We start from the raw sequence: 25,889 nt of genomic DNA, 5'->3' as shown, positions 1-25,889 counted from the left end.
AACAACATATGCACACAACACTCCACACCCACAACACTGTGGCGCTTCACGTTAAGGCGGATTCCGAGCTTATCACCCACATGAACCAGAAGCAAACCGGAGAAAAACTCTCGATCACTCACCGTTCACCAAAGACAGTGACAAGGAAACAAGACCGAAGGGGAACCCAACCACCCGGCATCAGCGCCGGCGGCCTTGCAGATCAATAATCTACACACACCCCACAACAAACACAAAACCCCAGGTGGAAGCAGAAAGCCCGGGCATCGTTATGGCCAACGATGCCCGGGGTTGTTCAACAGCTTCGGCGCTCACGACAGGGCCGGCGCAGCGCTGCTCGCCTAGGAGCTAATCTTCGCGCCAGCGAAGTTCTTCTTCCCCTTACGCAGCACCAGCCAACCGCCAACCAGAAGGTCTTCCGCAGAGACGGTCCACTCGGCGTCGTCGATGCGCTCGTTATTTACGTACGCACCGCCCTCCTTAATGGTTCGGCGGGCCGCACCATTGGACTTCTCCAGACCAGCGGCGACGAGTAGCTCGACGAGGCTTGCACCAACTGCACCCTCCGCGACCGTCGTCTCCTGCAGAGCCGCGGCGAGAGTCTGCTCGTCGAGTTCGCTCAGGTCAGCGCGACCGAACAGCGCCTGGGCAGCCAGCTCGACCTTGCCGACAGCGTCCTCACCGTGAACCAGCGCCGTCATTTCCTGGGCGAGAACACGCTGCGCCTCCCGCTTGAACGGGCGCTCGGCGACCTCCACGGCAAGGCGGTCGATCTCCTCGCGGTCCAGGAAGGTGAACATCCGGAGGAACTTCACCACGTCGGCGTCGGCGGTGTTGAAGAAGTACTGGTACCAGCTGTACGGGCTCGTCAGCTCCGGGTCGAGCCACAGGTTGCCGCCCCCCGTGGACTTGCCGAACTTCTTGCCCTCGGAGTCCGTGACCAGCGGAACCGTCAAGCCGTGGACAGAATCCCCGTCCATGCGGCGGACCAGGTCCACACCAGAGACGATGTTGCCCCACTGATCGGAGCCACCGACCTGCACGCTGACGTCGTGCTCGCGGTGCAGGTGAACGAAGTCATTCGCTTGCAGCAGCATGTAGGAAAACTCGGTGTAGGAGATGCCGTCGGCAGCGAGGCGACGCTTCACGGTGTCGCGGGAAAGCATCGTGTTCAGCGAGAAGTTCTTGCCCAGATCGCGCAGGAAGTGGATGACGGACATGTTGCCAATCCAGTCAGCGTTATTGACCAACGTCGCGGGGTGCAGGTCCTTGCCCGACTCCTCGAGCTCAGCACTTCCCTCGAAGAGGAGGAAAGCGCGCAGCTGCTTCTTGATGTGCTCCACGTTTTCGGCGACCTGCTCCTCGGTCAGCATGGAGCGCTCGCCCACGTCGCGCGGGTCGCCGATCATGCCGGTGGCACCACCCGCCAGGGCGAAAGTCTTGTGGCCGGCCAACTGGAAGCGTCGCAACAGGAGCAGGGGCACCAGGTGGCCGGCGTGGAGGGAATCGCCCGTCGGGTCGAAGCCGCAGTAGACCGCGGTCGGGTTCTTCAGCTGCTCGCGAAGTTCATCAAGGTCGGTGGAGTCGGCGATCAGCCCGCGCCACTGCAGCTCGTCAACCAGGTTGGAGTTTTGGGTCGTCTCGTTAGACATGTTTTTCCTCAGTCAAAGATGTGTGATCGTTTTTAAGCTTCTGCCAGCGGCCAGTCGACCGCCTCATCAGTGAGCAGAACCGGGATGCCGTCGGAGACCGGATAGGCACGTCCCAGCCGCGGGTTCACCAGATAGTCGCCATGATCCTCCAGCGGCTGCTTGTCTTGCGGGCAGGCGAGGATCTCCAGAAGCTTCGGATCAATCATGCCCCTTAGTGTAGCGCCATCTTTTCCGCCCGTTCGCTTGGCTACCCCTACCCGGTGCCCGCCCTCTCCCCTGCGTTCTTTCCTGTTGTTTTAGGACGCCAGCCTCGCCTGGCCTCTGCTTCGAGTTCACTCACTTGTTTGCGTGCCCGAAGCGTTCGCTATGGTGGGTGCCGTACCGAAATCCGGGTGCCCCTGATGTGGCTGGGGCTGAGATCGCGCACGCCAGCGTGGAACCGTCTGAACCTGTCTGGTTAGCACCAGCGAAGGAAGTTGGAGGAGCTCTTCATGAGCGCGCAAAACGCAGATATTCACGCGTCCGAAATTCACCCGAAGCACCGCTACGCACCCCTGCGGGTCAACGGTCTCGAGGTACCCCAGACCGCGATCGACCTGGACGATTCCCCCACCGGCCCCAATGAGCCGGTCAAGATCTACCGCACCCGCGGCCCCTACGCGGAGCCGGAGGTAGGCCTGCCTGCGCTGCGCAGCGAGTGGATCCAGGACCGCGGTGATGTCGAAGAGTACGAGGGCCGCAAGCGCAACCTGCTGGACGACGGCACCCGGGCAGCAAAGCGCGGCGAAGCCAGCGAGGAGTGGCGCGGCGAGAAGCGAGCACCACTGCGCGCGAAGCAGGGCCAGCGCGTCACCCAGATGGCTTATGCCCGCCGCGGTGAGGTCACCCGTGAGATGGAGTTCGTCGCACTGCGCGAGAACTGCGACGTCGAGAAGGTGCGGGCGGCGGTGGCCTCCGGCCGGGCGATCATCCCGAACAACGTCAACCACCCGGAATCCGAGCCGATGATCATCGGTAACCAGTTCCTCACCAAGATCAACGCCAACATCGGCAACTCCGCGGTCACCAGCTCCATCCGCGAGGAGGTGGACAAGCTGCGCTGGGCCACCCGTTGGGGTGCGGACACCGTCATGGACCTGTCCACCGGTAACGACATCCACACCACCCGCGAATGGATCCTGCGCAACTCCCCCGTGCCTATCGGCACCGTTCCGATCTACCAGGCGCTGGAGAAGGTGGGTGGTGTGGCCGAGGATCTGACCTGGGAGATCTTCCGCGACACGGTCATCGAGCAGGCCGAGCAGGGCGTGGACTACATGACCGTGCACGCGGGTGTGCGCCTGCCCTTCGTGCCACTGACCTCGAAGCGCGTCACCGGCATCGTCTCCCGTGGCGGGTCGATCATGGCGGGTTGGTGCCTGGCCCACCACAAGGAATCCTTCCTCTACGAGAACTTCGACGAGCTGTGCGAGATCTTCGCGGCCTACGACGTCGCGTTCTCCCTGGGTGACGGTCTACGGCCGGGCTCCATCGCCGATGCCAACGACACCGCCCAGTTCGCTGAGCTGAAGACCATCGGCGAGCTGTGCAAGCGCGCCTGGGACTACGACGTCCAGGTCATGATCGAAGGCCCGGGCCACGTGCCGCTGAACAAGATCCAGATCAACAACGAGAAGGAAGAGGAATGGTGCAGCGGCGCGCCGTTCTACACGCTAGGCCCCCTGGTCACGGACATCGCACCGGGGTATGACCACATCACCTCCGCGATCGGCGCGGCGAATATCGCCGCCGGTGGTACGGCGATGCTGTGCTACGTCACCCCGAAGGAGCACCTGGGGCTGCCGAATAAGGACGACGTGAAGACCGGCGTGATCACCTACAAGCTCGCCGCCCACGCCGCGGACGTGGCCAAGGGCCACCCGGGCGCCCACGAGTGGGACGACGCCATGAGTAAGGCCCGCTTCGAGTTCCGTTGGCACGACCAGTTCGCTCTTTCGCTGGACCCCGATACCGCGCAGGCGTACCACGACGAGACGCTGCCGGCGGAGCCTGCGAAGACGGCTCACTTCTGCTCGATGTGTGGCCCGAAGTTCTGCTCCATGCGCATCAGCCAGGACATTCGCGACGAGTTCGGCGACAAGATGGCCGCGGACCTGGGGCTGCCGAGCATTGGCCAGCCCAAGGATGCAGCACACGCCGACCCTGACGTCCTGGCTGCCGTCGAGGCGGGAATGGACGAGAAATCCGCGGAGTTCCTGGAACGCGGCGGGCAGATTTACTTGGAGGAAGATGCGAGTGTGCAACACAGCTAGCAACAACGACGGTGGCCAGGATGCCAAGCGGGACCCGGAGGGTCGGGCGGCCAGCGCCCGGCGACTGGATCGCCGGGCTCTGACCTGCTACTTCGTCACCGGCCGCATCCCGGACCTCGACTGGGAAGAGGAATGCGCGGAGATCACCCGCATCGCTGCCGAGGCAGCAGCCGGTGGCGCCGGGGTGATCCAGATCCGCAGCAAGCCGATCACCGTCCGTCAGCTCACGGAGCTCTCCATCAAGGTCGCAGCGGCCGTGGCCGACGCGAATCCGAACGCGGTGGTCCTCATCGACGACCGCGTGGACGTCGCCGCTGCCCTGATGGCGGAGCACAACATCCACGGCGTGCACATCGGGCAGGATGACCTCGACCCGCGACTGGCGCGCACTGTACTGGGCGACGAGGCGATCATCGGGCTGACCACCGGCACCCTGGAACTCGTGGAGGGAGCGAATGACTACGCCGACGTCATCGACTACGTCGGCGCTGGTCCCTTCCGCCCCACCCCGACGAAGAACTCGGGCCGCGAGCCACTCGGGCTGGCGGGCTACCCCGCGCTCGTCGCTGCCTCCGCGGTGCCGGTCGTCGCGATCGGGGACGTCCGAGCCGAGGACGCCGCGGAACTGGCTGCGACCGGTGTGGCCGGGCTGGCGATCGTCCGCGGAATCATGCAAGCCGAGGACCCGAAGGCCTATGCCGAGAGCGTGGTTTCCCAGTTTTCGGGAGCCAACGAGCGTTAAATAGGGCCTATGAGCACACCCGGAACGAGCGCGCGGAGAGTTTTTATCAGCGTCGCCGCCCTCCTGCTCACCGCGGGATGGTCGGCGAATCACTTCGCGTCCGTACTCGTGGCGCTGCGGGAGCAGCTCAACCTGTCGCCGCTGCTAGTCAACGGCGCTTATGGGATCTACGCGCTGGGATTGGTGCCGAGCCTCCTCGTCGGCGGTGCGCTGGCCGACCGCTTCGGTGGACGCCTGGTGGCATTGGCGGGCTCGCTCATCGCGGTGTTTGGCAACACTATCCTGATGCTCTTTCACGGGGCACCCGGGCTGCTCACCGGCCGCTTCGTCGTGGGGCTGGGCGTTGGACTGGTGGTCAGCGCGGGTACCGCGTGGGCAGCGCGGCTGAATGGGGCCGCGGGTTCGACGCTGGCCGGCATCGTCCTCACCTCTGGCTTCGCGCTGGGGCCGGTGATCTCCGGGCTCGCCGAGTTCGCGTTCTCGCCGCTCTGGCTGCCCTTCGTGCTGAGCATCATCGCCTCGCTCGTGGCCGTGGTGTTCTCGCTGCGCACGGGTGACATGCCCCGGCGGATCCTGGCTGTGGCGGAGGATCCGCAGGTCGATCCGAGCGCCTCGCCCCGTAAAGCGCTGGCGACCTCCGTGCCGGTGGCGATGTGGGTCTTCGCAGCGATCACCACAGCCTTCGTGGAGCTCGCCGCACGGGTGGCCGAGTACTTCGAGACCGGGGTGTTCCTGCCGGGAGTCGCGGCCGCGGTCGGGTTCGGAGCGGGCCTGGCGATCCAGGCAGCGGGGCGCCGCTGGGCCTGGGGTCCGCGCTCGGGGGTGGTCGGCATCCTGTGCGCAGGCGCCGGTTTCCTCGTCGTCGCCCTCGGTGGCGAGGCCCCCTCGCTGCCGCTCTTCTTCCTGGCCACCGTTTTGCTCGGGCTCGGCTATGGCCTGTGCCTGCGCGATGGGCTGCTGGACGTCAACGCCTACTCCCCGGCCTCCCACCGCGGCCGCGTCCTCGGGGCCTACTACGTCGCGACCTACGTGGGCTTCGCCCTGCCACCACTGATGCAGGTGCTGGAGCCGCGAGTTGGCCCGTCGATCCCCTTCGCCGTTCTGACCGGCATCGCAGTGGCTGCCGCACTACTGCGCAGCTGGCAGATCCGAACCGGCTACCTCAACCGCACATAAGGCGGTCACACACATTGCCCGTTATCCGAGAATCAACACCGAAGACCGTGGGGTGCAGTTCCGCAGCCCACCCAGTTCGTGGCGCGAGCGCGCCACTAGAAAGAACGAGAACTTGAGCACCTACGAGCATGTGATCATCGGCGCCGGGATCATCGGTCTCAGCACCGCTGTGGAGCTGACCCGTGCCGGGGTACCCGCGACCGATATCGCGATCATCGACCCAGCCCCGATCAGCGGTGCCTCGTGGGTGGCGGGTGGCATGCTCGCCCCCGTCGCCGAGGTGCAGTACGGGCAGGAGGAGCTCTATCCCCTGATGATCCGCGCTGCCGAGCTGTGGCCGACGCTGCGCGAAGCCGTGGAGTCAGACACGGACCTTCCCACCGGATATCGGGAGGAATCCACGCTCGTCGTCGCTGCTGACCGCGCCGACGCCACCCACCTCGCCGAGTTGCTGGAGCACCAGCGCGCCCACGGGATGACGGCCACCCGACTGCCCGTCCGTCAAGCCCGCAAGCTTGAGCCTGGGCTGCACCCGCAGCTGGCTGGCGCCGTGGAAATCCCCGACGACCACCAAGTCAACCCCCGGTTGTATTGCGCGGCAGCCGTCGACGTCCTGAAAAAGATGGGCGCGACCCTCGTGGAGCAGGAAGCGACCGGGCTGGTGTACGGCAGTGATGCGGCGGGTTCGGACGCCGGCCTCCGTCACGCAGGACCGGACAGCGGGTGCACCGCGGTGCGTCTCGCCGACGGCACGGCAGTGAGCGTGAGCGGAAGCGTCTACGTCTGCAACGGCGTGGGGGCAGCAACGCTCGACGGCGCCCCTGCCCTGCCGGTGCGGCCCGTGCGCGGGGACCTGATCCGCCTCGGGGTGACTGAAGGCCGGCCCGCCCCGGTGGAGCGCGTGATCCGCGGGTTCTGCGAGGATCGGCCAATCTACGTCATCCCCCGCACCGACGGCACGATCGCCGTGGGCGCGACGACGCGGGAGGACGAACGGCGAGCCCCCGCTGCCGACGGGGTCTACACGCTGCTGCGCGACGCTATCCGCGTGGTGCCGGGCCTCGAGGACTGCGAGTTCATCGAGGCGCTCGCCGGGGAACGCCCAGGAACTCCCGACGACCTACCCCTGATCGGCAAGACCAGCCGGAATGTGGTGATCTCGGCGGGATACTTCCGGCACGGAATCCTGTTGTCTGCACTGGGCGCTAAGGTGACGGCACACCTGGGGCTCAGCGCCGGCGATGGTGATGTGGCGTTGGGCGAGGCCGCTGAGGCGGCCGGGGTGAGCCTCGAGGCGTGTCACTGGGATCGCTTCGCGACCGCGACGAACTGAGCCAGTGGCACGCGATTCGGAGATAATGGGTAAGCAGAACGCCCGTGGAAAAACGAGCGAGAGGACGCTGAGAATGAACTACACGGTGAACCAGGAAGAGCGCCAGGGCGAGGCGGGACTCACGGTCGCTGAGGTCGTCGCCCACGAGACCGGCGAAAAGGATGCCACGGGCATCGCGATCGCGCTGAACCAGGCGGTCGTGCCACGCAGCCAGTGGGAGAACCGCGAGGTGGCCGACGGCGACGAGATCGACATCCTCGTCGCGGTCCAGGGCGGTTAGGGCTACCGCTTCCGGCTTCATCGGCTTTAACGAGCCACGATGACCCGGAACGACGGCACTAGTAGACGCAGAAGAAGAAGGCATAGATGCTTGAAATCGCAGGGAAGAAGTTCGACTCGCACCTGATCATGGGTACCGGCGGGGCGACCAGCCAAACGCTGCTTGAGAAGGCGCTGGTGGCCAGCGGCACCCAGCTGACCACCGTGGCAATGCGCCGCTTCCGGGCAGGCAACACCCCTGGGGCCGCTGGAGCTCCGAACGGCGCTGCGGGAGGCGAGAGCGTCTTCGGGCTGCTGAACCGCCTGGGCATCGACGTCCTACCGAATACCGCGGGCTGCCGGACCGCCAAAGATGCGATCCTCACCGCCCAGCTCGCACGCGAGGCACTGGGCACCAACTGGGTGAAGCTGGAACTCATCGCCGACGACCGAACGCTGCTGCCCGACGTGGTTGAGCTGGTGGACACCTGCGAAATGCTGGTCGCCGAGGGCTTCGAGGTGCTGGCTTACACCAGCGACGACCCCGTGGTCGCCAAGCGCTTGGAGGACGCCGGGGCGGCGGCCGTGATGCCGCTAGGCTCCCCGATCGGCACGGGGCTGGGGATCCTCAACCCGCACAATATCGAGCTGATCTGCGCCCGCGCCTCCGTCCCGGTGCTGCTGGACGCCGGGGTGGGCACCGCATCGGACGCCGCGCTCGCCATGGAGCTCGGCTGCAGCGGTGTGCTGCTCGCCAGCGCTGTCAACCGCTGCCAGGACCCGGTCACCATGGCCACCGCCATGAGGCACGCGGTCGAGGCCGGGCGCCTGGCCGCTGCGGCAGGTCGCATCCCGAAGCGCACCCACGCGGAGGGCGCGCTGGCCAGCTCCAGCTTCGAGGGCCTGGCCTCCTGGGACGAGGACTGGGCGGACTCCGTGCTGTGACCACTGGGAATGCCGACATGCTAGGATGCACTCCTGATGAAGGGGAGTAGCTCCGCCTCGCGGCAGCCAGCCGCGCGGTTGTGACCGGTCGACATACTGGCGCCCTCGCGCCCGGCCCGTCAGCTCTCGTAACCGAGAGCGAACGAGACCTTCGGCCCGTATTATGACGGCGCCGAACGGCCTCCTCCCCAGCGGCCCCGGCGCCCCGGACGAAGAGGTGCTTTTTGCCCACATTAGCCGCCGCCAAAGAACAGCAGATTCTCGAACGCTTCATGTGGCTTTCGATCGCAGTATCGATCGCTACCATCGCGCTGAAAGTCGCCGCCGCCGCAATCACCGGCTCCGTCGGCTTCTATTCCGACGCGATCGAGTCATTCATCAACCTCATCGCTGCCGCCGTCGGCCTGTGGGCGTTGAAGATTTCCGCCAAGCCGGCGGACGAAGATCACAACTTTGGCCACGCTAAGGCTGAATACTTCTCGGCCCAGGTCGAGGGCACGATGATCTTCGTGGCGGCCCTGGTGATCATTTACACCGCGGTGGAACGGATCGTCCACCCCCAACCGATCGAACAGGTGGGCCTCGGCCTGCTGCTGTCTGTGCTCGCCTCGGTGCTGAACCTCGCCGTGGGTCTGATGCTCATCCGCGCGGGTAAGCGCTACCGCTCCGCAACCCTGAGCGCCGACGGCCACCACCTCATCACGGACGTGTGGACGACCGTCGGCGTCCTGGTGGGCATCGCTGTCGTGTGGATCACCGACTGGCAGATCCTCGACCCGATCATCGCGCTCGCCGTCGGCGTCAACATCCTTTTCACCGGCTACAAGCTGCTCAAGGACTCTGTCCTCGGGCTGCTCTCGCAGGCACTGCCCGAGGATGAGCTGAAGGTGATCGACGACTACCTGGAACGCTTTGGCAAGGAGCAGGGCGTGACCTTCACATCGGTGCGCACGGTGGCTTTTGGGCGCGACCGGCTCGTGCAGTTGGTTATGCAGGTGCCGGGTAGCTGGACCGTCGAGGCCTCCCACGAACTGGCTGACGCGGTGGAAATCGGCATCGCCAAGGAGCTGGGTGGTGCGGAGACGGTAGTCCACATCGAACCACTGGGAGCCAAGACCCACGTGGGCGCCCGCTGGGTCTAAGTTCCTCTGAAAGTTTTCGTGCCCGCGGTGTGGGAAGATGGTGAACAGAACTATGGCTGATTTTTCGGAACACTTGACAACCCCCGGTGTGGGCTCGGCGAGCGGTCAAACCCACCCGGCGGGGGACTTTGTCTCCCTTCCCTATCGGGAGCAGCGGCGCACCGCGCGCCACCTGAACCTGCCTGGCTTCGGGCCCGCCGAGCAGCAGCGGCTGCACGACGCCCGCGTGCTTGTCGTCGGCGCCGGCGGGTTGGGTTGCCCTGCGATGCAGTCCCTGGCTTCGGCCGGGGTGGGAACGATCGTGCTCTATGACGACGACACGGTGGACGTGACCAACCTGCACCGCCAGATCCTGTTCTCGGCCGAGGACGTCGGCCGGGCAAAAGTGGATGCGGCTACCGACGCCCTGCAGCGCATCCAGCCGGATATTCGGGTCGAGGCACACCGCTACCGCCTGGACGCGAACAATATCGTCGAGGCCTTCCGGCAGGTCGATCTGGTCATCGACGGCTCCGATAACTTCGACACGAAGTTTCTAGTCGCCGACGCCGCCGAAATCTCAGGCACTCCCCTGGTCTGGACCACGGTGCTACGTTTCGCCGGGCAGATCTCGGTGTTCAACTCCACCGCCAGCGGTGAGCGCGGCATCGGCCTGCGGGATCTGTTTCCAGAGAAGCCAAGCGGGGATTCGATCCCCGACTGCGCGAGCGCCGGCGTGTTGGGTGCGACCACCGCGGTGATGGGCGCGCTGGCCGCCACGGAGGCCATCAAGTGGATCACCGGGGTCGGACAGCCGCTGCTGGGCGCGGTCCTAAGCTACGACGCGCTAACCGCGCGCACCCAGAGCTTCCGCATCGCCCCCGACCCGAGCCGCCAGCCAGTCGTGGCCCTGTCCCCCAACGACGACGGCGCAGCCTCCACTACCGCCTGCGCAGTCCAGTCCCCGGAGTCCTCGGAGACCACGCCAGACCAGGCCCCAGGCTCCCGCCCGGCGAAGGCACCGGGTAACGCCGCGCTGCACGAGCTCGTCCGCACCGGCAAGGCTTTTACGGTGGACGTCCGCGAGTACCACGAAACGCTCCTCGCCCAGCCGAGCTTCATCGGCGAGCAGGGCGCCGACGAGCACCTAGCGATGTCCGCGCTCGCGGATCCCGCGGGCACCCTGGACGTTGCCTCCCCTGCAGTCGCCGAGGCCTTCGCCCGCCACGAGGGCACAGACGCGGTGGTCTACTGTGCCTCCGGGGTGCGCAGCCAGCACTTCGTCGAAAAATTCGGGCAGGTTGCCAGCGAGTATGGAATCACGCTGCACAACCTGCCCGGAGGGGTGCGGGGCTAAACCCCGCGAGACTCTTTCCTTAGCCGCGGACCGGCGTTTCCGCCCACCCGCGCAGCTCACCGGAGAGCTTCTCGACGCCCTCCCGCTGCTCGGCGACCCGCACACCGGCGGTGCCGCCGCGGGTCGAGCGGGACGCCACCGCGCCGTCGATGGTGAGCACCTCGCGGACCTCCGGGGTGAGCCGGGAATCCACGGAGGCCAGCTCCTCGTCGGTGAGGTCGATGAGGTCCACGCCGCGGGACTCCGCGATGCGAACGCAGGAGCCCGAGGCCTCGTGGGCCTCGCGGAACGGCACCCCCTGGCGCACCATCCACTCCGCCAGGTCCGTCGCGAGCGTGAAGCCCGCCGGGGCGAGCTCGCGCATGCGGTCCTCGTGGAAGGTCAGGGTGGACACCAGGCCCGTCATCGCCGGCAGCAGCAGATTGAGCTGCGCGACCGAGTCGACGATCGGCTCCTTGTCCTCCTGCAGGTCGCGGTTGTACGCCAGCGGCAGGCCCTTCAGGGTGGCCATCAGGCCGGAGAGGTTACCGATCAAACGACCCGTCTTGCCGCGCACGAGCTCAGGCACGTCCGGGTTCTTCTTCTGCGGCATGATCGAGGAGCCGGTGGACCAGGAATCGGAGAGCGTGACATAGCCGTACTCCGGGGTGCACCAGTAAATGATCTCCTCAGCCAAGCGGGACATGTCCACCGCGATCTGCGCCAGCACGAAGGCCGTCTCGGAGGCGAAGTCGCGGGAGGAGGTGCCGTCCAGGGAGTTATCCGCCGCGGAGTCGAAGCCGAGCTCCTCTGCAATGGCCTCCGGGTCCAGCTTCAGCGAGGAACCAGCCAGCGCACCCGAGCCATAGGGAGAGACAGCCAGGCGCTTATCCAGGTCCTGCAGGCGCTGAATATCGCGCAGCAGCGGCTGGGCATGAGCCAACAGCGAGTGGGCCAGCAGGATCGGCTGGGCAGCCTGGGAGTGCGTCTTACCCGGCATGATCGCCTCCGGGTGAGCCTTCGCCTGGGCAGCCAGCGCGTCGATCAGCTCGGTGACCTGGACGGCGATGTCGCGGATCGCGTCGCGGATCCACATGCGGAACATCGCAGCCACCTGGTCGTTACGGGAACGTCCCGCGCGCAGGCGACCACCGACCTCCGGGCCAACCCGGTCGATCAGGCCGCGCTCCATCGCGCCGTGGACGTCCTCGTCGGAGGGTGCGGGGACGAAGGAACCGTCCGCGACGTCCCGACCCAGCTGATCCAGCCCGTTCAGCATGGTCTCCAGGTCGGCGTCGGAGAGGAGCCCGGCCCGGTTCAGCACCTTGGCGTGCGCCTTCGAGGCGAGCACGTCATAGGGTGCGAGCACCCAGTCGAAGTGGGTGGACACGGACAGCGCGAACATGGCCTCCGAAGGGCCGCCGGAAAAGCGGCCGCCCCAGAGCGCGCCCTCGTTCGTACCGTGCTTGTCCAGCGAACCGGGGTTGGACGCACCGTGATCTGCCATTGAAGGATTCCTCTCCGTGAGTGACGTCGTGAAAGAAAGTCGGTCTTAAAGAAACTAACGGCGGGCAGCCCCACGAACGGGACCGCCCGCCAGGAAGGGGCTATTACAGGATGCCCATATCGCGCTTAGCGGCGATCTTGGAGGACAGGCCGTGCAGCTCCACGAAGCCCTTGGCCAGGGACTGGTCGAAGCTATCGCCCTCGTCGTAGGTGGCCAGGTTGAAGTCGTAGAGGGAGTGGTCGGAACGGCGACCGTTGATGATGATGTTGCCAGCGTGCAGCACCAGGCGGATGTCGCCGGTGACGTGCTCCTGGGACTCCTCGATGAAGGCATCCAGGGAACGCTTCAGCGGGGAGAACCACAGGCCGTCGTAGACCAGGTCGGACCACTCAGCATCGATGCCGCGCTTGTAACGAGCCAGCTCGCGCTCGATGGTCACGGCCTCCATGGCCTCGTGAGCGCGGATGAGGGTCATCGCGCCGGGAGCCTCGTAGATCTCGCGGGACTTGATGCCCACCAGGCGGTCCTCGACCATGTCCAGGCGTCCCACACCCTGCGCACCAGCGCGGCGGTTGAGCTCCTCGATGGCCTCCAGGACGGTCACCTTGCGGCCGTCGATGGCCACCGGCACGCCGGACTCGAAGGAGATGATGACCTCATCCGGGGCCTGGCCCAGGGCCGGGTCCTCGGTGTAGGCGTAGACGTCCTTGGTCGGGGCGTTCCACAGGTCCTCCAGGTAGCCGGTCTCAACCGCGCGGCCCCAGACGTTCTGGTCGATGGAGAACGGGGAGGACTTGGACTGCTCGATCGGGATGTCGTTTTCCTCAGCGAAGGCGATGGCCTTGTCGCGGGTCCAGGCGTAATCGCGGGCCGGGGCGATGATCTCCAGCTTCGGTGCGGTGTTAGCGAAGCCGACCTCGAAGCGGACCTGGTCGTTGCCCTTACCGGTGCAGCCGTGGGCGACGGCGGTGCCGTTGTGCACCTTGGCGGCCTCGGCCATGTGCTTGACGATCAGCGGGCGGGAGATCGCGGAGACCAGCGGGTACTCCTTCATGTACAGACCGTTGGCCTTGATCGTCGGCAGGCAGTAGTCGTTGGCGAACTCGTCGCGGGCGTCCACCACGATGGACTCCACGGCGCCGGCGCCGAGCGCGCGCTGGCGGACGGTCTCCATGTCCTCGCCGCCCTGGCCCAGGTCGATGGACACGGCGATGACCTCAGCGTTGCGCTCCTTGGCGATCCAGCTGATGGCGACGGTGGTGTCCAGGCCACCGGAGTATGCGAGTACGACGCGATCCTTCATTGAGGTTTCCTTTCCCCGTTTTCTGTTCTTCTTTTAAAGATTCTAGTTGTTCAGATTTTTTGTTGAGCATCCGGCGCGGGCTAGTGGCGTCCATTCTGGACTGCCGCTCTCCCACCGGATCGCCGGCACGGCTGCTAGCCGCGGGCCAGCTCCGCGAAATACTCCGCGACCTGGGCCCCGCTGTGTCCCTCGCGGGCGAGCACGAAGACCGTGTCATCACCCGCGATGGTACCCACCGTCTGTGGCAGTTCCGAGCGGTCGAGGACGCTGGCCAGGTATTGGGCCGCCCCCGGCGGGGTGCGCAGCACCGCGATGTTGCCGGAGTCGTCGTGGGCGACCAGCAGCTCGGAAAGCACCCGGCGCAGGTGTGCGGGCCCGTCCCCCACCATGGCTTCCGCCAGGGTGTAGTGGGACTTGCCGTCGGTGCGTACCTTGCGGGCTCCCAGGTCCACGAGGTCCCGGGAGAGCGTGGCCTGCGTGATCTCGATATCCATGGTGTGCAGGATGTCGAGCAGCTCACGTTGGTTCGCCACCCGGTGCTGGCCGATCACCCGAGCGATGGCTGCCTGTCGGGCAGACTTCGATGGCGCGGCCGACCGGTCTAACGGAGCAGCCATACCATCAGCGCCTTTTGCGCGTGCAGGCGGTTTTCGGCCTCGTCGAAGACCACCGACTGCTCGCCGTCGATGACCTCGGCGGTGACCTCGTTGCCCCGGTACGCGGGCAGGCAGTGCAGGAAGATCGCGTCCTCCTTCGCCTCCGCCATCAGCTCCTCGTTGACCTGGTAGGCGCGCAGGGCACTGCGGTCGACGTTCGGGTCCTGGCCCATGGACACCCACGTGTCCGTGATGACGACGTCGGCGTCCGCGGCGGTGACCTCATCCGTCACGGTGACGGTGGCACCGGTCTCCGCGGCCCGCTTCTTCGCCCGCTCCACGAACTCCGCCTCCGGCTGGAAGCCCTCCGGGGCGCAGATCGTGATGTCGATGCCTGCGGTGGCGAAGCCGAGCATGTAGCTATTGGCCATGTTGTTGGCGCCATCGCCGAAGTAGATAGCCTTCAGCCCGGCCAGCTCGCCCTTCTTCTCCCGGATGGTTTGCAGGTCCGCGAGGATCTGGCAGGGGTGGAAATCATCGGAGAGGGAGTTGATGATCGGCACCGTCGCGGTTTCGGCCATCTCCGCGAGGTTGCTGTGCGCACCGGTCCGCCACACGATCATGCTGGCGAACCGGGAGAGCACCGCGCCGGTATCCTGGAAGGTCTCCCCCTTGCCCATCTGGGAGCTGCCGGAGTCCACGACGATCGCGCTGCCCCCCAGCTCGGTGATGCCGGCGCTGAAGGAGAAGCGGGTGCGGGTCGAGGTCTTATCGAACAGCACCGCCACGGACTGGTGCTCCAGGATGTTGCGGAAGGGGTTGCCGTAGCGGTCGGCCTTCACCTTCTCCGCCAGGTCCAGGACCTGCGCCTGCTCGGCCGGGGTGAGGTCGTCGTCCGCCAGCATGTGGCGCAGGGGCTTGGTGTTCTTTTCTGCGAGGGTCATTTCTAGCTTTCTGTGGTCGACGTCTCGGTTGGGGCTGGTAGGTCGTCGAGCATCGCGGTGATCTTCGACGCGGCCTCATCGGCCTGGGCGGGGCTCAGGTTCAGCGGCGGCACAATGCGCAGCACCTCCGGCGAGGGCTTGTTCAGCAGGATTCCGTAGTCCGCGGGGTCGAGCTCGCACGGGGTGTCCAGGACGACGCCAAGCATCAGGCCGCGGCCGCGGATCTCGGTGACCCGCGGGTGGTCCTGCAGGGCGGCGACCAGCTGCGCCCCGACCTGCTGCACGTTCTCCAGCAGGTTCTGCTGCTTGATCTCATCGATCACGGCATTGGCCGCGGCGCAGACCACCGGGTTGCCGCCGAAGGTGGTGCCGTGCATGCCCTTGGCCAGCAGTTGGGCACGGGGCATGGCCAGGCAGGCGCCGATCGGCAGCCCGCCACCCAGGCCCTTGGCCATGGTGATGACGTCCGGAACAACGCCGGAACCATCGGACTGGAAACCGAACCAGGCACCGGTGCGTCCCATGCCCGCCTGGACCTCATCTACGACGAGGAGGATCCCCCGTTCGTCGCAGATCCTGCGCAGCCCAGCGAGGAAGCCTTCCGGTGCAGGAATCACGCCGGTCTCGCCCTGGATGGCCTCCAGGAAGATGGCGGCGGTGTTCTCGTCGGCCATGGCGTCGACGGCGTCGAGGTCGCCGTAGGGGTAGTACTCCACGCCCGCGGGCATCGGCTCGAAAGGCTTGCGCTTATCCGGCTGGCCGGTCAGCGCCAGGGAACCCATCGTGCGTCCGTGGAAGCCGCGCTCGGCGGCCAAGATCTTCGGCCGTCCGGTGGCGCGCGCGATCTTGAACGCGGCCTCGTTGGCCTCGGCGCCGGAATTGCAGAAGAACACACGGGCGTCCGCGGCCTCCTCAGTGCCAACCAACGAGGTCACCTTCCCCGCGAGCTCGATGACCTGCGGGTGGGCGAAGACATTCGAGATATGCCCCAGGGTCTGCAGCTGGGTGGTCACGGCCTCGACGATCGCTGGGTGGGCGTGCCCCAGGGCGTTGACCGCGATGCCGGAGAGCAGGTCGAGGTACTTCTTGCCCTCGCTGTCCCAGACGTAGCTGCCCTGCCCCTTGACGAGGTTCAGCGCCGGGGTGCCGTAGGTGTCCATCAGCGTGTGCTGCCAGCGGTCCTGCCAGGTGGCTTCCGTGGCGGGAGTGGCTTGCTCTTGAGTGTTGCTCATCGCCTTGATCCTTCGGGTTGTGCGTCGGAAGTTTCTTGCTGCTGGGTTTTAGTGCTCGTAGGACTCGGCGGAAATCATGGTGCCGATACCGCCCTCGGTCATCAGCTCGAGGATCACCGAGTGTGGGACGCGCCCGTCGATGACGTGGGCGGCCTTCGCGCCGTTGCGGATGGCGTCCAGGCAAGCAGCCATCTTCGGGATCATGCCGCTATCCAGTGTCGGGAGGAGCTCCTCCAGCTCCTCCGGGGTCAGGCTGGAGACCAGCGAGTCCTGGTTCGGCCAGTCGGTGTAGAGGCCCGGCACGTTGGTGAGCATGACGAGGCGCTCGGCGTCCAGGGCTCCCGCGAGCGCACCAGCGGCGGTGTCGGCGTTGATGTTGTAGACCAGGCCGTCGTCGTCCGGGGCGATCGTGGAGACCACCGGGATGCGGCCGGCATCGATGAGGTCGAACAGGCTGGTGGGATCGACGTCGGTGATGCTGCCGACCCGGCCGATGTCCACCAGCTCCCCTTCGATCTCGGGCTGGAACTTCTCGGCGGTGAACAGGCCGGCATCCTCGCCGGAGGCACCCACCGCGTATGGGCCGTGCTCGTTGATGAGGCCGACCAGCTCGCGGCCGACCTTTCCGAAGAGCACCATGCGCACGTACTCCATGACCTCCGGCGAGGTCACGCGGAAGCCGCCGCGGAACTCCCCTTCCAGGCCGACTTTGTCGAGCATCATGTTGATCTGCGGCCCGCCGCCATGCACGACGACGGGACGCGCACCGACCGCGCGGAGGAAGACCATGTCCGCGGCGAAGGCTCGCTTGAGCTCGTCGTCGATCATGGCGTTGCCGCCGTACTTCACCACCACGATCTTGTCGCGGTAGTGCAGCAGCCATGGCAGGGCCTCGGCCAGCACGTGGGAGCGCTGCGAGGGGGTCAGCCCGCTGGTGCAGGAGGAGTCGTGAATCTTAGGCATGGTGAATCCTTGGGTGACCGCTGGCGGTTAGCTCGAGTACTCGGAGTTGATCTCGACGTAGGAGTAGGACAGGTCGGTGGTCCAGACGGTGGCCTTGCCGTCGCCGCTGGCGAGGTTGACCTCGAGGTCGATGTCCTCACCCGAGAGGTCAACCTCGCGGGCATTCGGGGTCCCGGCGGCGTCAACGCAGACGTCGTGGCCGTTGAAGGACACGCGGATCTTCGTCGGGTCCATGGTTACCGGGGCCATGCCGACGGCGGCGAGCACGCGGCCCCAGTTCGGGTCGGAGCCGAACATCGCGCACTTGAACAGGTTGTCGCGACCGATGACGCGGGCGGCGGCCTTGGCTTCCTCGTCCGTAGCGGCGCCGGTGACGGTGATCGCAACCTTCTTGGTCACGCCCTCGGCGTCGCCCTGCAGCTGGCGGGTGAGGCCCAGGCAGACCTCGTGGACCGCGCGGGCGAACTCGGCGGCGTCCGGCTCCACACCGGAGGCACCGTTGGCGAGCATGATGAGGGTGTCGTTGGTGGAGGTGGAGCCGTCCACGTCGATGCAGTCGAAGGTGGCCCCGCTGGCTGCCCCCAGCGCCTCCTGGGCGGCCTCTGCGCTGGGCAGCTTGGCGTCGGTGGTGAGGAAGACCAGCATCGTGGCCAGGGATGGGGCCATCATTCCCACGCCCTTGGCCATCGCGCCGATGCTCCAGCCATCGCCCTCGTATACTGCCTGCTTGATGACGGTGTCCGTGGTCATGATCGCCTCGGCCGCCTTGGTGCCGGCCTCGAGATCGGTGGAGAGCTCGGAGGCCAGCGCCTCGACTCCCGCCTCGATCTTGTCCATCGGCAGCAGGTCGCCGATCAGGCCGGTGGAGCACACGGCCACGTCTGCGGCGTCGATGCCGAGCGCGTTGCCGACGAGTTCGCCGGTGCGCTTGGCGTCCGCCATGCCCTGCTCCCCCGTACAGGCGTTCGCGTTGCCGGCGTTGATGACGGCTGCGCGGAAAGTGCCGTTGTGCAGCGACTTGGTCAGTTGGACTGGCGCGGCCTTGATCTGGTTGCGGGTGAACAGAGCGGCGGCGTGGTAGTCGGGGCCGTCGTTGACCAGCAGGGCCATGTCCGGGTTGCCGGAGGGCTTAATGCCCGCGGTGACGCCGGCGGCGCGGAAGCCAGCAGGGGCGGTGACGCCGATACGCTGTCCGGCTGCTGGGTTGTGGTGTTCGGGCTGGGTGCTCACTGCGTGCTCTTCTTCTACTTCTTCAAAGGGGTTGTTGCGGTAGGTGTGTTGTTCGGCGCTGTGTTACGACGCCGCTGGGTTAGGTAGCGGCGATGGTCGGCAGGCCTGCGGTCTCGTCCCAACCGTTCATCAGGTTGAGGCACTGGACGGCGGCACCCGCGGTGCCCTTGGTGAGGTTGTCGATCGCGGAGGTGGCGACGATCATGCCGTCATCCACGGCGACCTGCAGGTGAACCATGTTCGTGCCGGTGACGTGGCGGGTCTCTGGCTGCTGGCCTTCCGGCAAGAGGTGCAGGAAGGGCTCGTTGGCACAGAAGTCCTCGTAGGCGCGTCGGATATCAGCTTCGCTACCGCGGGCCGGTGCGGTGACGGTCGTGAGAATGCCACGCACGAGCGGGGCCAGGACGGGGGTGAAGGTGACGTGAACGTCGGCGCCCTGGTCACCGCCGGGAACGAGCTCGAGGAGGTTCTGCTTGATCTCCGGGGCGTGACGGTGGGTCATGACACCGTAGGCGCGGAGGTTCTGCATGGTCTCGGCGCCGAGCAGGGCCACGCTGGGCTTCTTCCCTGCGCCGGAGACGCCGGTGACGGAGACGACGGAGACCTGCGGGGCCATCATGCCGGCGGCGATGCCGGGCATGGCGGCGATGGTCGCGCCCGTCGGGAAGCAGCCAGGGGCGGCGACGCGGGTGGTGGCAGCGATCTCCTCGCGGTGGCCAGGCATCTCGGGGATGCCATAGGTCCAGCTACCGGCGTGCGGGGTGCCGTAGTAGCGCTCCCACAGGTCCTCGTTGCGCAGGCGGTAATCCGCGCCGCAGTCCACGATCTTCATGTCCTCTGGCAGCCCCTGCTCCACGAGGGTGGCAGAAACGCCGTGCGGGAGGGCGAGAATCGCCATGTCGTGCTCGGCGAGCACCTCCGGCGTGGTCTCCTGGAGGGTGCGGTCCGCCAAGGGGGTCAGTGCCGGGGCGAGTTCCCCAAAGTTCTGGCCGGCGTTGGAGCCTCCGGTGAGAGCTCCGATCTCGAAATCCACGCCATATCCCGGGTGGTTGAGCAGCAGGCGGAGGGCCTCCCCGCCTGCGTAACCGCTGGCTCCTGCGACTGCAATTTTCTTCATTCTTTAATTATGCGCCCGATCACAGAAAAATGCAATATATACACGCTTATGCAAAATATGCAGCCCGCGAGGGCGGTCCTCGCGGGCTGCATGGGCCTACGGCTTAGGAGCGAAGCTCGGTCCTAAGAGCGAAGCTGAATCCTAGGAGCGAAGCTCGGCCCCCAGCTTCTCCGTGGCGGCCGCAATGGCAGCCCGGCGCCCCTCCGATGCCTCATCCTCGGTCAGAGTGCGGTCCGTCGCGCGGAAGCTCAGGGAGAAGGTCAGCGAACGCTTACCCTCCGCTAGCGAATCCGACTGGTAGATGTCGAACAGGCGGATGCTCTCCAGCAGCTCGCCGGCGCCCTCCTGCAGCACCTTCTGCACCTCAGCGACCGGCAGATCCTTGTCGACCACGAGGGCCACGTCCTGATAGACCGGCGGGAAGGCAGACACCTTGGGCTGCGGGAATCGCTCCTCGACCGGGAGTGCGTCCAGATCGATCTCGAGCGCGATGCTGCGGGCCGGGATGTTGGCGCGCTCGCAGACCTGCGGGTGCAGCTCGCCCGCGTGCCCCACCACGGTGCCGTCGACCAGGATCTCGGCGCAGCGGCCCGGGTGCCACGGCAGGAACTCGGCATTGCGGAACTCCACGTCCACGCCAGCCGCACGCCCAATCAGGCGCGCGGCTTCGAAGGCGTCCTGAGCCTCGAAGTTCTCCGCGCCACCCCACGGGCCCTGCAGAGCACGCTGGCCGGCGGCGACCATCGCCACGTAGAGCGGCTGCTCCGGCAGGGTCTGGGCCAGCTCATTCAGCTCCGCCTCGGACGGGCGCTGGGTCACGGCTGGCATCGGGGTCGGCTTGCGCTCGCTCTCCGGCAGGCGCGGAAGGGAGACCTGCTCCACGCCGAACAGCGCGACGTCCTTCTGGCCACGCGCAGAGTTGCGGCGCAGGGCATCGATCATGGACGGCAGCAGCGTGGTGCCCAGGGATGCGTGATCGGACTCCAGCGGGTTCTGGACCTTCACCACGTTGCGGCGCGGATCGTCCTCCGCCAGGCCCCACTCGTCGAAAACATCGTTGGCGATGAACGGCGTCGGCAGGATCTCCGCAAAGCCATTCCAGGCCATCGCGTGGCCGATGCGACGGCGCAGGCGCTGGCGCGGGGTCAGGCCGCGGCCGACCGGTGCGTGCGGCAGGACCGATGGGATGTTCTCCAGCCCCTCGAGGCGGAGCACCTCCTCCACCAGGTCGGCCGGGATGGTCAGGTCCGGGCGCCAGGTCGGCGGGGTGACCTCGATCTGGCGGGCACCCTGGCCGTCGCGCAGGCCGGTCTCGCGGACGGTGCAGCCCACCTCGCGGAGGTGACCGATCGTGGTGCCGTCCGGGTAGATCATGCCCGCGACCTTGCCCGGGCGGTTGGTGTGCATCTGGATCGTCGGCATGCTCGGCACCTCACCGACCATCGTGCGGCCGTGCACGACCTTGCCGCCGGCGATGCGGACCAGCAGCGAAACCGCGAAGTCCAGCGCATTGCCGATGATCGCGGCGTCGGTGCCACGCTCGAAGCGGCGGGAGGACTCAGAGGAGAGCTTGTGGCGGCGGCAGGTACGGGCCACGGTGAGCGCGTCCCAGTGCGCGGCCTCGAAGAGCACGTCGACGGTCTCATCGGAGATCTCGGAGGTGCTGCCGCCCATCACGCCGGCCAGGGACTGGATGCCGGAGTCGTCGGAGATGACGACGTCCTCGCTGGACAGGGTCCGATCCACGCCGTCCAGAGTGGTCAGGGTGTCGCCCTCGGAGGCGCGGTGCACCCGCAGGTTGCCGGTGATTTTGCCGGCGTCAAAGGCGTGCATCGGCTGGCCGAGCAGCATCATGACGTAGTTCGTGACGTCCGTGGCAGCGTTGACGGGACGCTGGCCGCAGAGCATCAGCTCGCGCTGCAGCCACAGCGGGGACTCGGCGGTCGGGTCGATGCCCTCCACCTTGCGGATGCCGAAGAGGGAGCATTTCGCGTCCTCCTCTACCTCCAGGGAGAGGATGTCCTCCTTGATGCCCGGGATGCCGGCGAAGAGGTCGTCGTCGAGGGCGGCCGCGGCCGGGTCGAGCGCCGGGTCGCGGTACTGCAGCTTGAAGGAGGACGCCAGCTCACGAGCCAGGCCGCGGGCGGACAGCGCATAGCCACGGTCCGGGGTGACGTTGACCTCGAAGACGGTGTCGTCCAGCCCCAGCAGGCCGCGGGCGTCGTCGCCGATGGTGAGCCCGTTGGCCTTGATCTCTTCCTCGGAGACGGTGATGATGCCTGGGCTGGTGCCATCGTAGAGGCCGAGCTCGGAGGCGGAGCACATCATGCCCTCGGAGATCTTGCCGTAGGTCTTGCGGGCGGAGATCTCGAATGGGCCAGGCAGCACGGTGCCCGGCAGAGCGACGATCACGTAGTCACCCTCGGCGAAATTGCGGGCACCACAGATGATGTTCTGCGGCTCACCGGTGCCGTTGGCCTCACCGACGGCGACCTCGCAGTAGCGGATCGGCTTCTTGAAGCCCTCCAGCTCCTCGATGTTGCTCACCTTGCCGATGACGAGTGGACCCTCTGTCTTCGGGAGGCGTTCGTAGCCCTCCGTCTCGAAGCCGACGCGGACGAAACCTGCGTCGAGTTCTTCGGAGTCCACAGACCAGCTGGGGTTCGCGGTCTGCAGGATCCGGGTGAGCCAGTTCTGAGAAATCAACATGTGCTTGAAAAGGTCCTTTTGCCAGAAGAGTTGTGGAGCGGAGTTTGTTGTGGCGCGGGGCGCGGCGGGGCTTAGCCGCGGACCCCGAATGGCAGGGTGAAGCGGACGTCGCCTTCGACCATGTCGCGCATGTCAGGCAGCCCGTTGCGGAACTGCAGGGTGCGCTCGATGCCCATGCCGAAGGCGAAGCCCGAGTACTCCTCCGGGTCGATTCCCGCGGCGATGAGGACGTTGGGGTTGACCATGCCGCAGCCACCCCACTCGATCCAGCCGGCGCCGCCCTTCTTGTCCTCGAACCAGACGTCCACCTCAGCGGAAGGCTCGGTGAATGGGAAGTAGTTCGGGCGGATGCGGGTCTTCGTGTTCGAGCCGAACAGAGACTTCGCGAGGTGGTCCAGGGTGCCCTTAAGGTGGGCCATGGTCAGGCCCTTGTCCACGGCCAGCCCCTCGACCTGGTGGAAGACCGGGGTGTGGGTGGCGTCCAGCTCGTCGGTGCGGAACACACGGCCCGGGCAGGCGATGTAGATCGGCACCTCGCGGGAGAGCATGGTACGCATCTGCACCGGGGAGGTGTGGGTGCGCAGCACCTGACGGGAGCCCTGCGGTGCGATGTGGAAGGTGTCCTGCAGGGTGCGAGCCGGGTGGTCCGGGATGAAGTTCAGGGAGTCGAAGTTGAAGTACTCCGCCTCGACCTCCGGGCCGTCGGCGATCTCCCAGCCCATGCCGACGAAGATGTCCGCGATCTGCTCGTTGAGGATCGTGATCGGGTGCTGGGCACCGACCTGGCCACGGGTGGTGGGCTGGGTGACGTCGATGCGCTCGGCGCGGAGTGCTTCCTGGTTGCGCTTCTCCTCCAGCTCGGCCTTCACCTGGCCGAAGAGCTTCTCGACGCGGCCGCGTGCCATGTTGACGATGCGGCCGGCGTCCTTGCGCTGATCCTTCGGCAGGGAGCCGAGGGAGCGGCGAGCAGCGGGGATCGGAGCGTCGTCGCTGAGGTGCGCGCGGCGGGCCTCAGCGAGTTCCTCGAGGTTGGTGGCGGAGGTAAAGGCCTTCTCGGCGGCTTCGGCCGCCGCCCCCATCGACTCTTCAGAGATTTCTACAGCAGCCTCAGGCGACACTGGCGATTCCGACAACGTGGGCTCCTCGCAACACGTAAAAACGACTATTTCAGGCTACAGCTTAGCAATCTGTGCTTTAGAGGATTCGTAGAGGCACACACTTGCCGCCGTGGCGAGGTTCAGGGATTCCGCGTGCCCGCGCATTGGGATACTCACGCGGATATCGGCGAGGTCCAGCCAGTCCCCGAGCCCGTGTGCTTCGTTGCCGAAGAGCCACGCGGTGGGCTGGGCGAGCATGCCATTGGCGGGGTCGGCTGCCTCGTGGAGGGTGACGTCCCCGTCCGCTGCGGTGGCGAGGATCTGGTACTCCGCCTCGTGGAGCTTCTCGACAACTTCCACCACCGAGGTGTTGCGCGCGACCGGGAGGTTAAAGAGGCTTCCGGCGGAGGCGCGCACCGCCTTGCCGCCCTGCGGATCCACGGTGTTTCCGGCGAAGAGCACTCCCCCGGCGCCGAAGGCATCGGCCACTCGGATGATGGTTCCCGCGTTGCCCGGCTCGTTCGTCTCGACGGGAACGGCGATCAGCGGGCTGTTCTTGGTGGCGCTGGTGATGAGGGCGTCGTCGTTAACCATTTGGTTCGCGCAGAGGGCGAACAGGCCGGTGTGCGTGACCGTCTCGGAGAGGTGGTCAGCGGCGCGTTCGGTGATGAGGTGGACGTGGGTGCCGGTGACGTCCTGGAGGAAAGGAAAGCGCTCCCACGCAGTCTCGGTGACGTACAGGTCGAGAACCTCGCCGCGCGCGAGCGCTGCGGTGACCGCGTTCTCCCCCTCGGCGAGGAAGCGGCCGGTCTTGCGCCGGGTTGCGGCGCGGTGCAGCTTGGCGGCGTTGACAATGCGGGGCGTGCGTTCGGTGAACATCTCCATGGCTTCACAGCCTAGTCGGGTCGCAGCGGGGCAAAGATTGTGGTGCCCCGCTACCGGCGCTACTTTTTGCTGCGCGCGTCCCCACTCGCCGCTTGCCTTGGGTCTCCACCGCTACGTACCCAGCCTTCTCTCCACGCGGGATACTGGGTGCAGACACGCAAAAACCGCCCCCGATGCGGTGTGCATCGAAGGCGGTGGGAGGCTTCACGCCTCGAAGAGCTTTAGGAAGCTGCCGGTGCGTTGACGTCCTCCGGCAGAGCAGCCTTAGCAGCCTCGCACAGTGCGGTGAAGGCAGCGGCGTCGGAGACAGCCAGCTCGGCCAGGACCTTGCGGTCGACATCGATCTCGGCCAGCTTCAGGCCCTGGATCAGGCGGTTGTAGGTCATGTCGTTCTGACGAGCAGCGGCGTTGATGCGCTGGATCCACAGCTTGCGGAACTCACCCTTGCGGGCGCGACGGTCGCGGAAGGCGTAGGTCTTGGAGTGGAGCATCTGCTCCTTCGCCTTGCGGTACAGGCGGGAGCGCTGGCCCCGGTAGCCCTTCGCGGAATTCAGTACTTCGCGACGCTTCTTCTTTGCGTTCACAGAGCGCTTGACACGTGCCACGGTGATACGTCCTTTACTTCAGGTTGTTCTTTAGTATTTCGAGAAAAGGGGGAGGCTTAAGGTGATTAAGCCTTGCCCAGCAGGCGCTTCATGCGCTTGTTGTCGGCTGCGGACACGTCGGTGGTGCCCTTCAGGCGGCGGGTGCGGGTGGACGGCTTGCCCTCAAGGAGGTGGCGGCGGTAGGCGCGCTCGCGACGGAGCTTGCCGGAACCGGTGACCTTGATGCGCTTAGCGGTACCCTTGTGCGTCTTCTGCTTCATTGGTGAAAATCCTCTAGCAACGTTTGTGAACTACTGAGACTACTTCTTGCCCTTGTTGCGGACGGGGCCGAGAACCATCGTCATGTTGCGACCGTCCTGCTTCGGACGGGACTCAACCTGACCGAATTCCTCAACGTCAGCGGCAAGACGCTCCAGGAGGCGGAAGCCCAGCTCAGGGCGGGACTGCTCGCGACCACGGAACATGATCGTGACCTTGACCTTCGAGCCCTTCTCCAGGAAACGAACGACGTTGCCCTTCTTGGTCTCGTAGTCGTGGTCATCGATCTTCGGGCGGAACTTCTGCTCCTTGACCACAGTCTGCTGCTGATTACGTCGAGCCTCGCGGGCCTTCTGAGCCTGTTCGTACTTGAACTTGCCGTAGTCCATGATCTTGGCCACGGGCGGCTTGGCGTTCGGCGCGACCTCTACGAGATCGAGGTCTGCTTCATAGGCCAGCTTGCGAGCATCGTCCGTCTTGACAATGCCGACCTGTTCTCCGTTGGGACCGACGAGTCGGACCTCGGGGACTCGAATTCGGTCGTTGATGCGAGCTTCAGCGCTGATGT

25 protein-coding genes and 1 riboswitch are annotated in these 25,889 nt (G+C 66.3%); of the genes, 9 read left to right on the top strand and 16 right to left on the bottom strand.

The window, feature by feature from the left end; translation table 11 throughout:
* Positions 1-209 (top strand): hypothetical protein (locus tag Q1V78_RS06255; protein ID WP_300612762.1); only part of this gene is annotated, 209 nt, incomplete at its 5' end.
* 132 nt (positions 210-341) lie between these two features.
* On the opposite strand, the gene tyrS is transcribed toward Q1V78_RS06255, so the two are convergent.
* Both tyrS and Q1V78_RS06245 read right to left on the bottom strand, forming a co-directional pair.
* Complete coding sequence (tyrS, locus tag Q1V78_RS06250; protein WP_300612760.1) at positions 342-1,652, bottom strand: tyrosine--tRNA ligase; 1,311 nt, start codon at positions 1,650-1,652, stop codon at positions 342-344.
* Between the two features lie 32 nt (positions 1,653-1,684).
* The gene (locus Q1V78_RS06245) at positions 1,685-1,858 is read right to left on the bottom strand and encodes a Trm112 family protein (protein ID WP_041628482.1); all 174 of its coding nucleotides are present in this window, start codon (positions 1,856-1,858) and stop codon (positions 1,685-1,687) included.
* A 172-nt stretch (positions 1,859-2,030) separates the two neighbouring features.
* Positions 2,031-2,144: riboswitch (TPP riboswitch) on the top strand.
* Between Q1V78_RS06245 and thiC the strand changes: the two genes are divergently transcribed.
* The 8 genes from thiC (at position 2,144) to Q1V78_RS06205 (ending at position 10,896) form a co-directional block, all read left to right on the top strand.
* Positions 2,144-3,964: a phosphomethylpyrimidine synthase ThiC gene (gene thiC, locus Q1V78_RS06240; RefSeq protein ID WP_300612757.1), complete on the top strand. Its 1,821-nt coding sequence runs from the start codon at positions 2,144-2,146 to the stop codon at positions 3,962-3,964. It overlaps the preceding riboswitch by 1 nt.
* Before the next feature lie 79 nt (positions 3,965-4,043).
* Complete coding sequence (locus tag Q1V78_RS06235; protein WP_300612770.1) at positions 4,044-4,706, top strand: thiamine phosphate synthase; 663 nt, start codon at positions 4,044-4,046, stop codon at positions 4,704-4,706.
* 9 nt (positions 4,707-4,715) lie between these two features.
* Positions 4,716-5,882: an MFS transporter gene (locus tag Q1V78_RS06230; RefSeq protein ID WP_300612755.1), complete on the top strand. Its 1,167-nt coding sequence runs from the start codon at positions 4,716-4,718 to the stop codon at positions 5,880-5,882.
* A 112-nt stretch (positions 5,883-5,994) separates the two neighbouring features.
* Complete coding sequence (locus Q1V78_RS06225) at positions 5,995-7,215, top strand: FAD-dependent oxidoreductase (RefSeq protein WP_300612753.1); 1,221 nt, start codon at positions 5,995-5,997, stop codon at positions 7,213-7,215.
* Between the two features lie 73 nt (positions 7,216-7,288).
* Positions 7,289-7,495, top strand: a complete 207-nt coding sequence (gene thiS / locus Q1V78_RS06220) for a sulfur carrier protein ThiS (protein ID WP_300612751.1) — start codon at positions 7,289-7,291, stop codon at positions 7,493-7,495.
* Between the two features lie 86 nt (positions 7,496-7,581).
* A complete protein-coding gene (locus Q1V78_RS06215) occupies positions 7,582-8,418 on the top strand; it encodes a thiazole synthase (protein WP_300612749.1) in 837 nt (278 codons plus the stop codon).
* Between the two features lie 272 nt (positions 8,419-8,690).
* The gene (locus Q1V78_RS06210; RefSeq protein WP_300612747.1) at positions 8,691-9,560 is read left to right on the top strand and encodes a cation diffusion facilitator family transporter; all 870 of its coding nucleotides are present in this window, start codon (positions 8,691-8,693) and stop codon (positions 9,558-9,560) included.
* Positions 9,561-9,612: 52 nt separating this feature from the next.
* The gene (locus tag Q1V78_RS06205) at positions 9,613-10,896 is read left to right on the top strand and encodes a ThiF family adenylyltransferase (protein WP_300612745.1); all 1,284 of its coding nucleotides are present in this window, start codon (positions 9,613-9,615) and stop codon (positions 10,894-10,896) included.
* A 19-nt stretch (positions 10,897-10,915) separates the two neighbouring features.
* Here the strand turns inward: Q1V78_RS06205 and argH are convergent, their stop codons facing one another.
* The 14 genes from argH to infC form a co-directional block, all read right to left on the bottom strand.
* Positions 10,916-12,349: an argininosuccinate lyase gene (argH, locus tag Q1V78_RS06200; RefSeq protein ID WP_300612768.1), complete on the bottom strand. Its 1,434-nt coding sequence runs from the start codon at positions 12,347-12,349 to the stop codon at positions 10,916-10,918.
* Between the two features lie 136 nt (positions 12,350-12,485).
* Positions 12,486-13,685: an argininosuccinate synthase gene (locus Q1V78_RS06195; protein WP_300612744.1), complete on the bottom strand. Its 1,200-nt coding sequence runs from the start codon at positions 13,683-13,685 to the stop codon at positions 12,486-12,488.
* A 134-nt stretch (positions 13,686-13,819) separates the two neighbouring features.
* Entirely contained in the window at positions 13,820-14,302 is a 483-nt protein-coding gene (gene argR / locus Q1V78_RS06190) for an arginine repressor (RefSeq protein ID WP_284780139.1), read from the bottom strand.
* Positions 14,287-15,225, bottom strand: a complete 939-nt coding sequence (argF, locus tag Q1V78_RS06185) for an ornithine carbamoyltransferase (RefSeq protein WP_300612740.1) — start codon at positions 15,223-15,225, stop codon at positions 14,287-14,289. Before argF ends, argR begins: the two co-directional genes overlap by 16 nt.
* Before the next feature lie 2 nt (positions 15,226-15,227).
* The gene (locus tag Q1V78_RS06180; protein WP_300612738.1) at positions 15,228-16,457 is read right to left on the bottom strand and encodes an acetylornithine transaminase; all 1,230 of its coding nucleotides are present in this window, start codon (positions 16,455-16,457) and stop codon (positions 15,228-15,230) included.
* Positions 16,458-16,505: 48 nt separating this feature from the next.
* On the bottom strand, positions 16,506-17,420 hold the full coding sequence (argB, locus tag Q1V78_RS06175; protein ID WP_300612725.1) for an acetylglutamate kinase: 915 nt from the start codon (positions 17,418-17,420) through the stop codon (positions 16,506-16,508).
* 27 nt (positions 17,421-17,447) lie between these two features.
* The gene (gene argJ / locus Q1V78_RS06170; RefSeq protein WP_300612723.1) at positions 17,448-18,650 is read right to left on the bottom strand and encodes a bifunctional glutamate N-acetyltransferase/amino-acid acetyltransferase ArgJ; all 1,203 of its coding nucleotides are present in this window, start codon (positions 18,648-18,650) and stop codon (positions 17,448-17,450) included.
* 79 nt (positions 18,651-18,729) lie between these two features.
* On the bottom strand, positions 18,730-19,767 hold the full coding sequence (gene argC / locus Q1V78_RS06165) for an N-acetyl-gamma-glutamyl-phosphate reductase (RefSeq protein ID WP_300612721.1): 1,038 nt from the start codon (positions 19,765-19,767) through the stop codon (positions 18,730-18,732).
* Positions 19,768-19,908: 141 nt separating this feature from the next.
* Complete coding sequence (gene pheT / locus Q1V78_RS06160; RefSeq protein ID WP_300612719.1) at positions 19,909-22,476, bottom strand: phenylalanine--tRNA ligase subunit beta; 2,568 nt, start codon at positions 22,474-22,476, stop codon at positions 19,909-19,911.
* Between the two features lie 71 nt (positions 22,477-22,547).
* A complete protein-coding gene (gene pheS / locus Q1V78_RS06155) occupies positions 22,548-23,555 on the bottom strand; it encodes a phenylalanine--tRNA ligase subunit alpha (RefSeq protein ID WP_300612766.1) in 1,008 nt (335 codons plus the stop codon).
* Between the two features lie 93 nt (positions 23,556-23,648).
* Entirely contained in the window at positions 23,649-24,458 is an 810-nt protein-coding gene (locus Q1V78_RS06150; RefSeq protein ID WP_300612717.1) for an RNA methyltransferase, read from the bottom strand.
* 221 nt (positions 24,459-24,679) lie between these two features.
* Positions 24,680-25,063 carry a 50S ribosomal protein L20 gene (gene rplT, locus Q1V78_RS06145; protein ID WP_300612716.1) on the bottom strand — a complete coding sequence of 128 codons (384 nt, stop codon included), beginning with the start codon at positions 25,061-25,063 and terminating at the stop codon, positions 24,680-24,682.
* Between the two features lie 65 nt (positions 25,064-25,128).
* Positions 25,129-25,323 carry a 50S ribosomal protein L35 gene (gene rpmI / locus Q1V78_RS06140; protein ID WP_012360370.1) on the bottom strand — a complete coding sequence of 65 codons (195 nt, stop codon included), beginning with the start codon at positions 25,321-25,323 and terminating at the stop codon, positions 25,129-25,131.
* A 39-nt stretch (positions 25,324-25,362) separates the two neighbouring features.
* Positions 25,363-25,887 (bottom strand): translation initiation factor IF-3, encoded by a 525-nt coding sequence (gene infC / locus Q1V78_RS06135; protein WP_148820535.1) that lies wholly within the window; start codon positions 25,885-25,887, stop codon positions 25,363-25,365.
* Between the last annotated feature and the right edge of the window lie 2 nt (positions 25,888-25,889).

The sequence above is a fragment of the Corynebacterium sp. genome (genome assembly GCF_030152825.1).
In the GTDB taxonomy this organism is placed as follows: Bacteria; Actinomycetota; Actinomycetes; order Mycobacteriales; family Mycobacteriaceae; genus Corynebacterium.
The sequence above is the reverse complement of the archived record's forward strand: the minus strand, read 5'-3'. Positions and strand labels throughout refer to the sequence as shown.

Bases quoted from the DNA above. Each gene is read 5' to 3' on its own strand.
- argF (WP_300612740.1), bottom strand. From the start codon at position 15,225: ATGACCCTCGCAGAAAAGAACACCAAGCCCCTGCGCCACATGCTGGCG.
- thiS (WP_300612751.1), top strand. From the start codon at position 7,289: ATGAACTACACGGTGAACCAGGAAGAGCGCCAGGGCGAGGCGGGACTC.
- argC (WP_300612721.1), bottom strand. From the start codon at position 19,767: ATGAAGAAAATTGCAGTCGCAGGAGCCAGCGGTTACGCAGGCGGGGAG.
- Q1V78_RS06230 (WP_300612755.1), top strand. From the start codon at position 4,716: ATGAGCACACCCGGAACGAGCGCGCGGAGAGTTTTTATCAGCGTCGCC.
- Q1V78_RS06195 (WP_300612744.1), bottom strand. From the start codon at position 13,685: ATGAAGGATCGCGTCGTACTCGCATACTCCGGTGGCCTGGACACCACC.
- thiC (WP_300612757.1), top strand. From the start codon at position 2,144: ATGAGCGCGCAAAACGCAGATATTCACGCGTCCGAAATTCACCCGAAG.
- tyrS (WP_300612760.1), bottom strand. From the start codon at position 1,652: ATGTCTAACGAGACGACCCAAAACTCCAACCTGGTTGACGAGCTGCAG.
- Q1V78_RS06245 (WP_041628482.1), bottom strand. From the start codon at position 1,858: ATGATTGATCCGAAGCTTCTGGAGATCCTCGCCTGCCCGCAAGACAAG.
- Q1V78_RS06210 (WP_300612747.1), top strand. From the start codon at position 8,691: ATGTGGCTTTCGATCGCAGTATCGATCGCTACCATCGCGCTGAAAGTC.
- Q1V78_RS06180 (WP_300612738.1), bottom strand. From the start codon at position 16,457: ATGAGCAACACTCAAGAGCAAGCCACTCCCGCCACGGAAGCCACCTGG.
- pheS (WP_300612766.1), bottom strand. From the start codon at position 23,555: ATGGGGGCGGCGGCCGAAGCCGCCGAGAAGGCCTTTACCTCCGCCACC.
- rpmI (WP_012360370.1), bottom strand. From the start codon at position 25,323: ATGAAGCAGAAGACGCACAAGGGTACCGCTAAGCGCATCAAGGTCACC.
- Q1V78_RS06150 (WP_300612717.1), bottom strand. From the start codon at position 24,458: ATGGAGATGTTCACCGAACGCACGCCCCGCATTGTCAACGCCGCCAAG.
- pheT (WP_300612719.1), bottom strand. From the start codon at position 22,476: ATGTTGATTTCTCAGAACTGGCTCACCCGGATCCTGCAGACCGCGAAC.
- argR (WP_284780139.1), bottom strand. From the start codon at position 14,302: ATGGCTGCTCCGTTAGACCGGTCGGCCGCGCCATCGAAGTCTGCCCGA.
- Q1V78_RS06215 (WP_300612749.1), top strand. From the start codon at position 7,582: ATGCTTGAAATCGCAGGGAAGAAGTTCGACTCGCACCTGATCATGGGT.
- Q1V78_RS06205 (WP_300612745.1), top strand. From the start codon at position 9,613: ATGGCTGATTTTTCGGAACACTTGACAACCCCCGGTGTGGGCTCGGCG.
- argB (WP_300612725.1), bottom strand. From the start codon at position 17,420: ATGCCTAAGATTCACGACTCCTCCTGCACCAGCGGGCTGACCCCCTCG.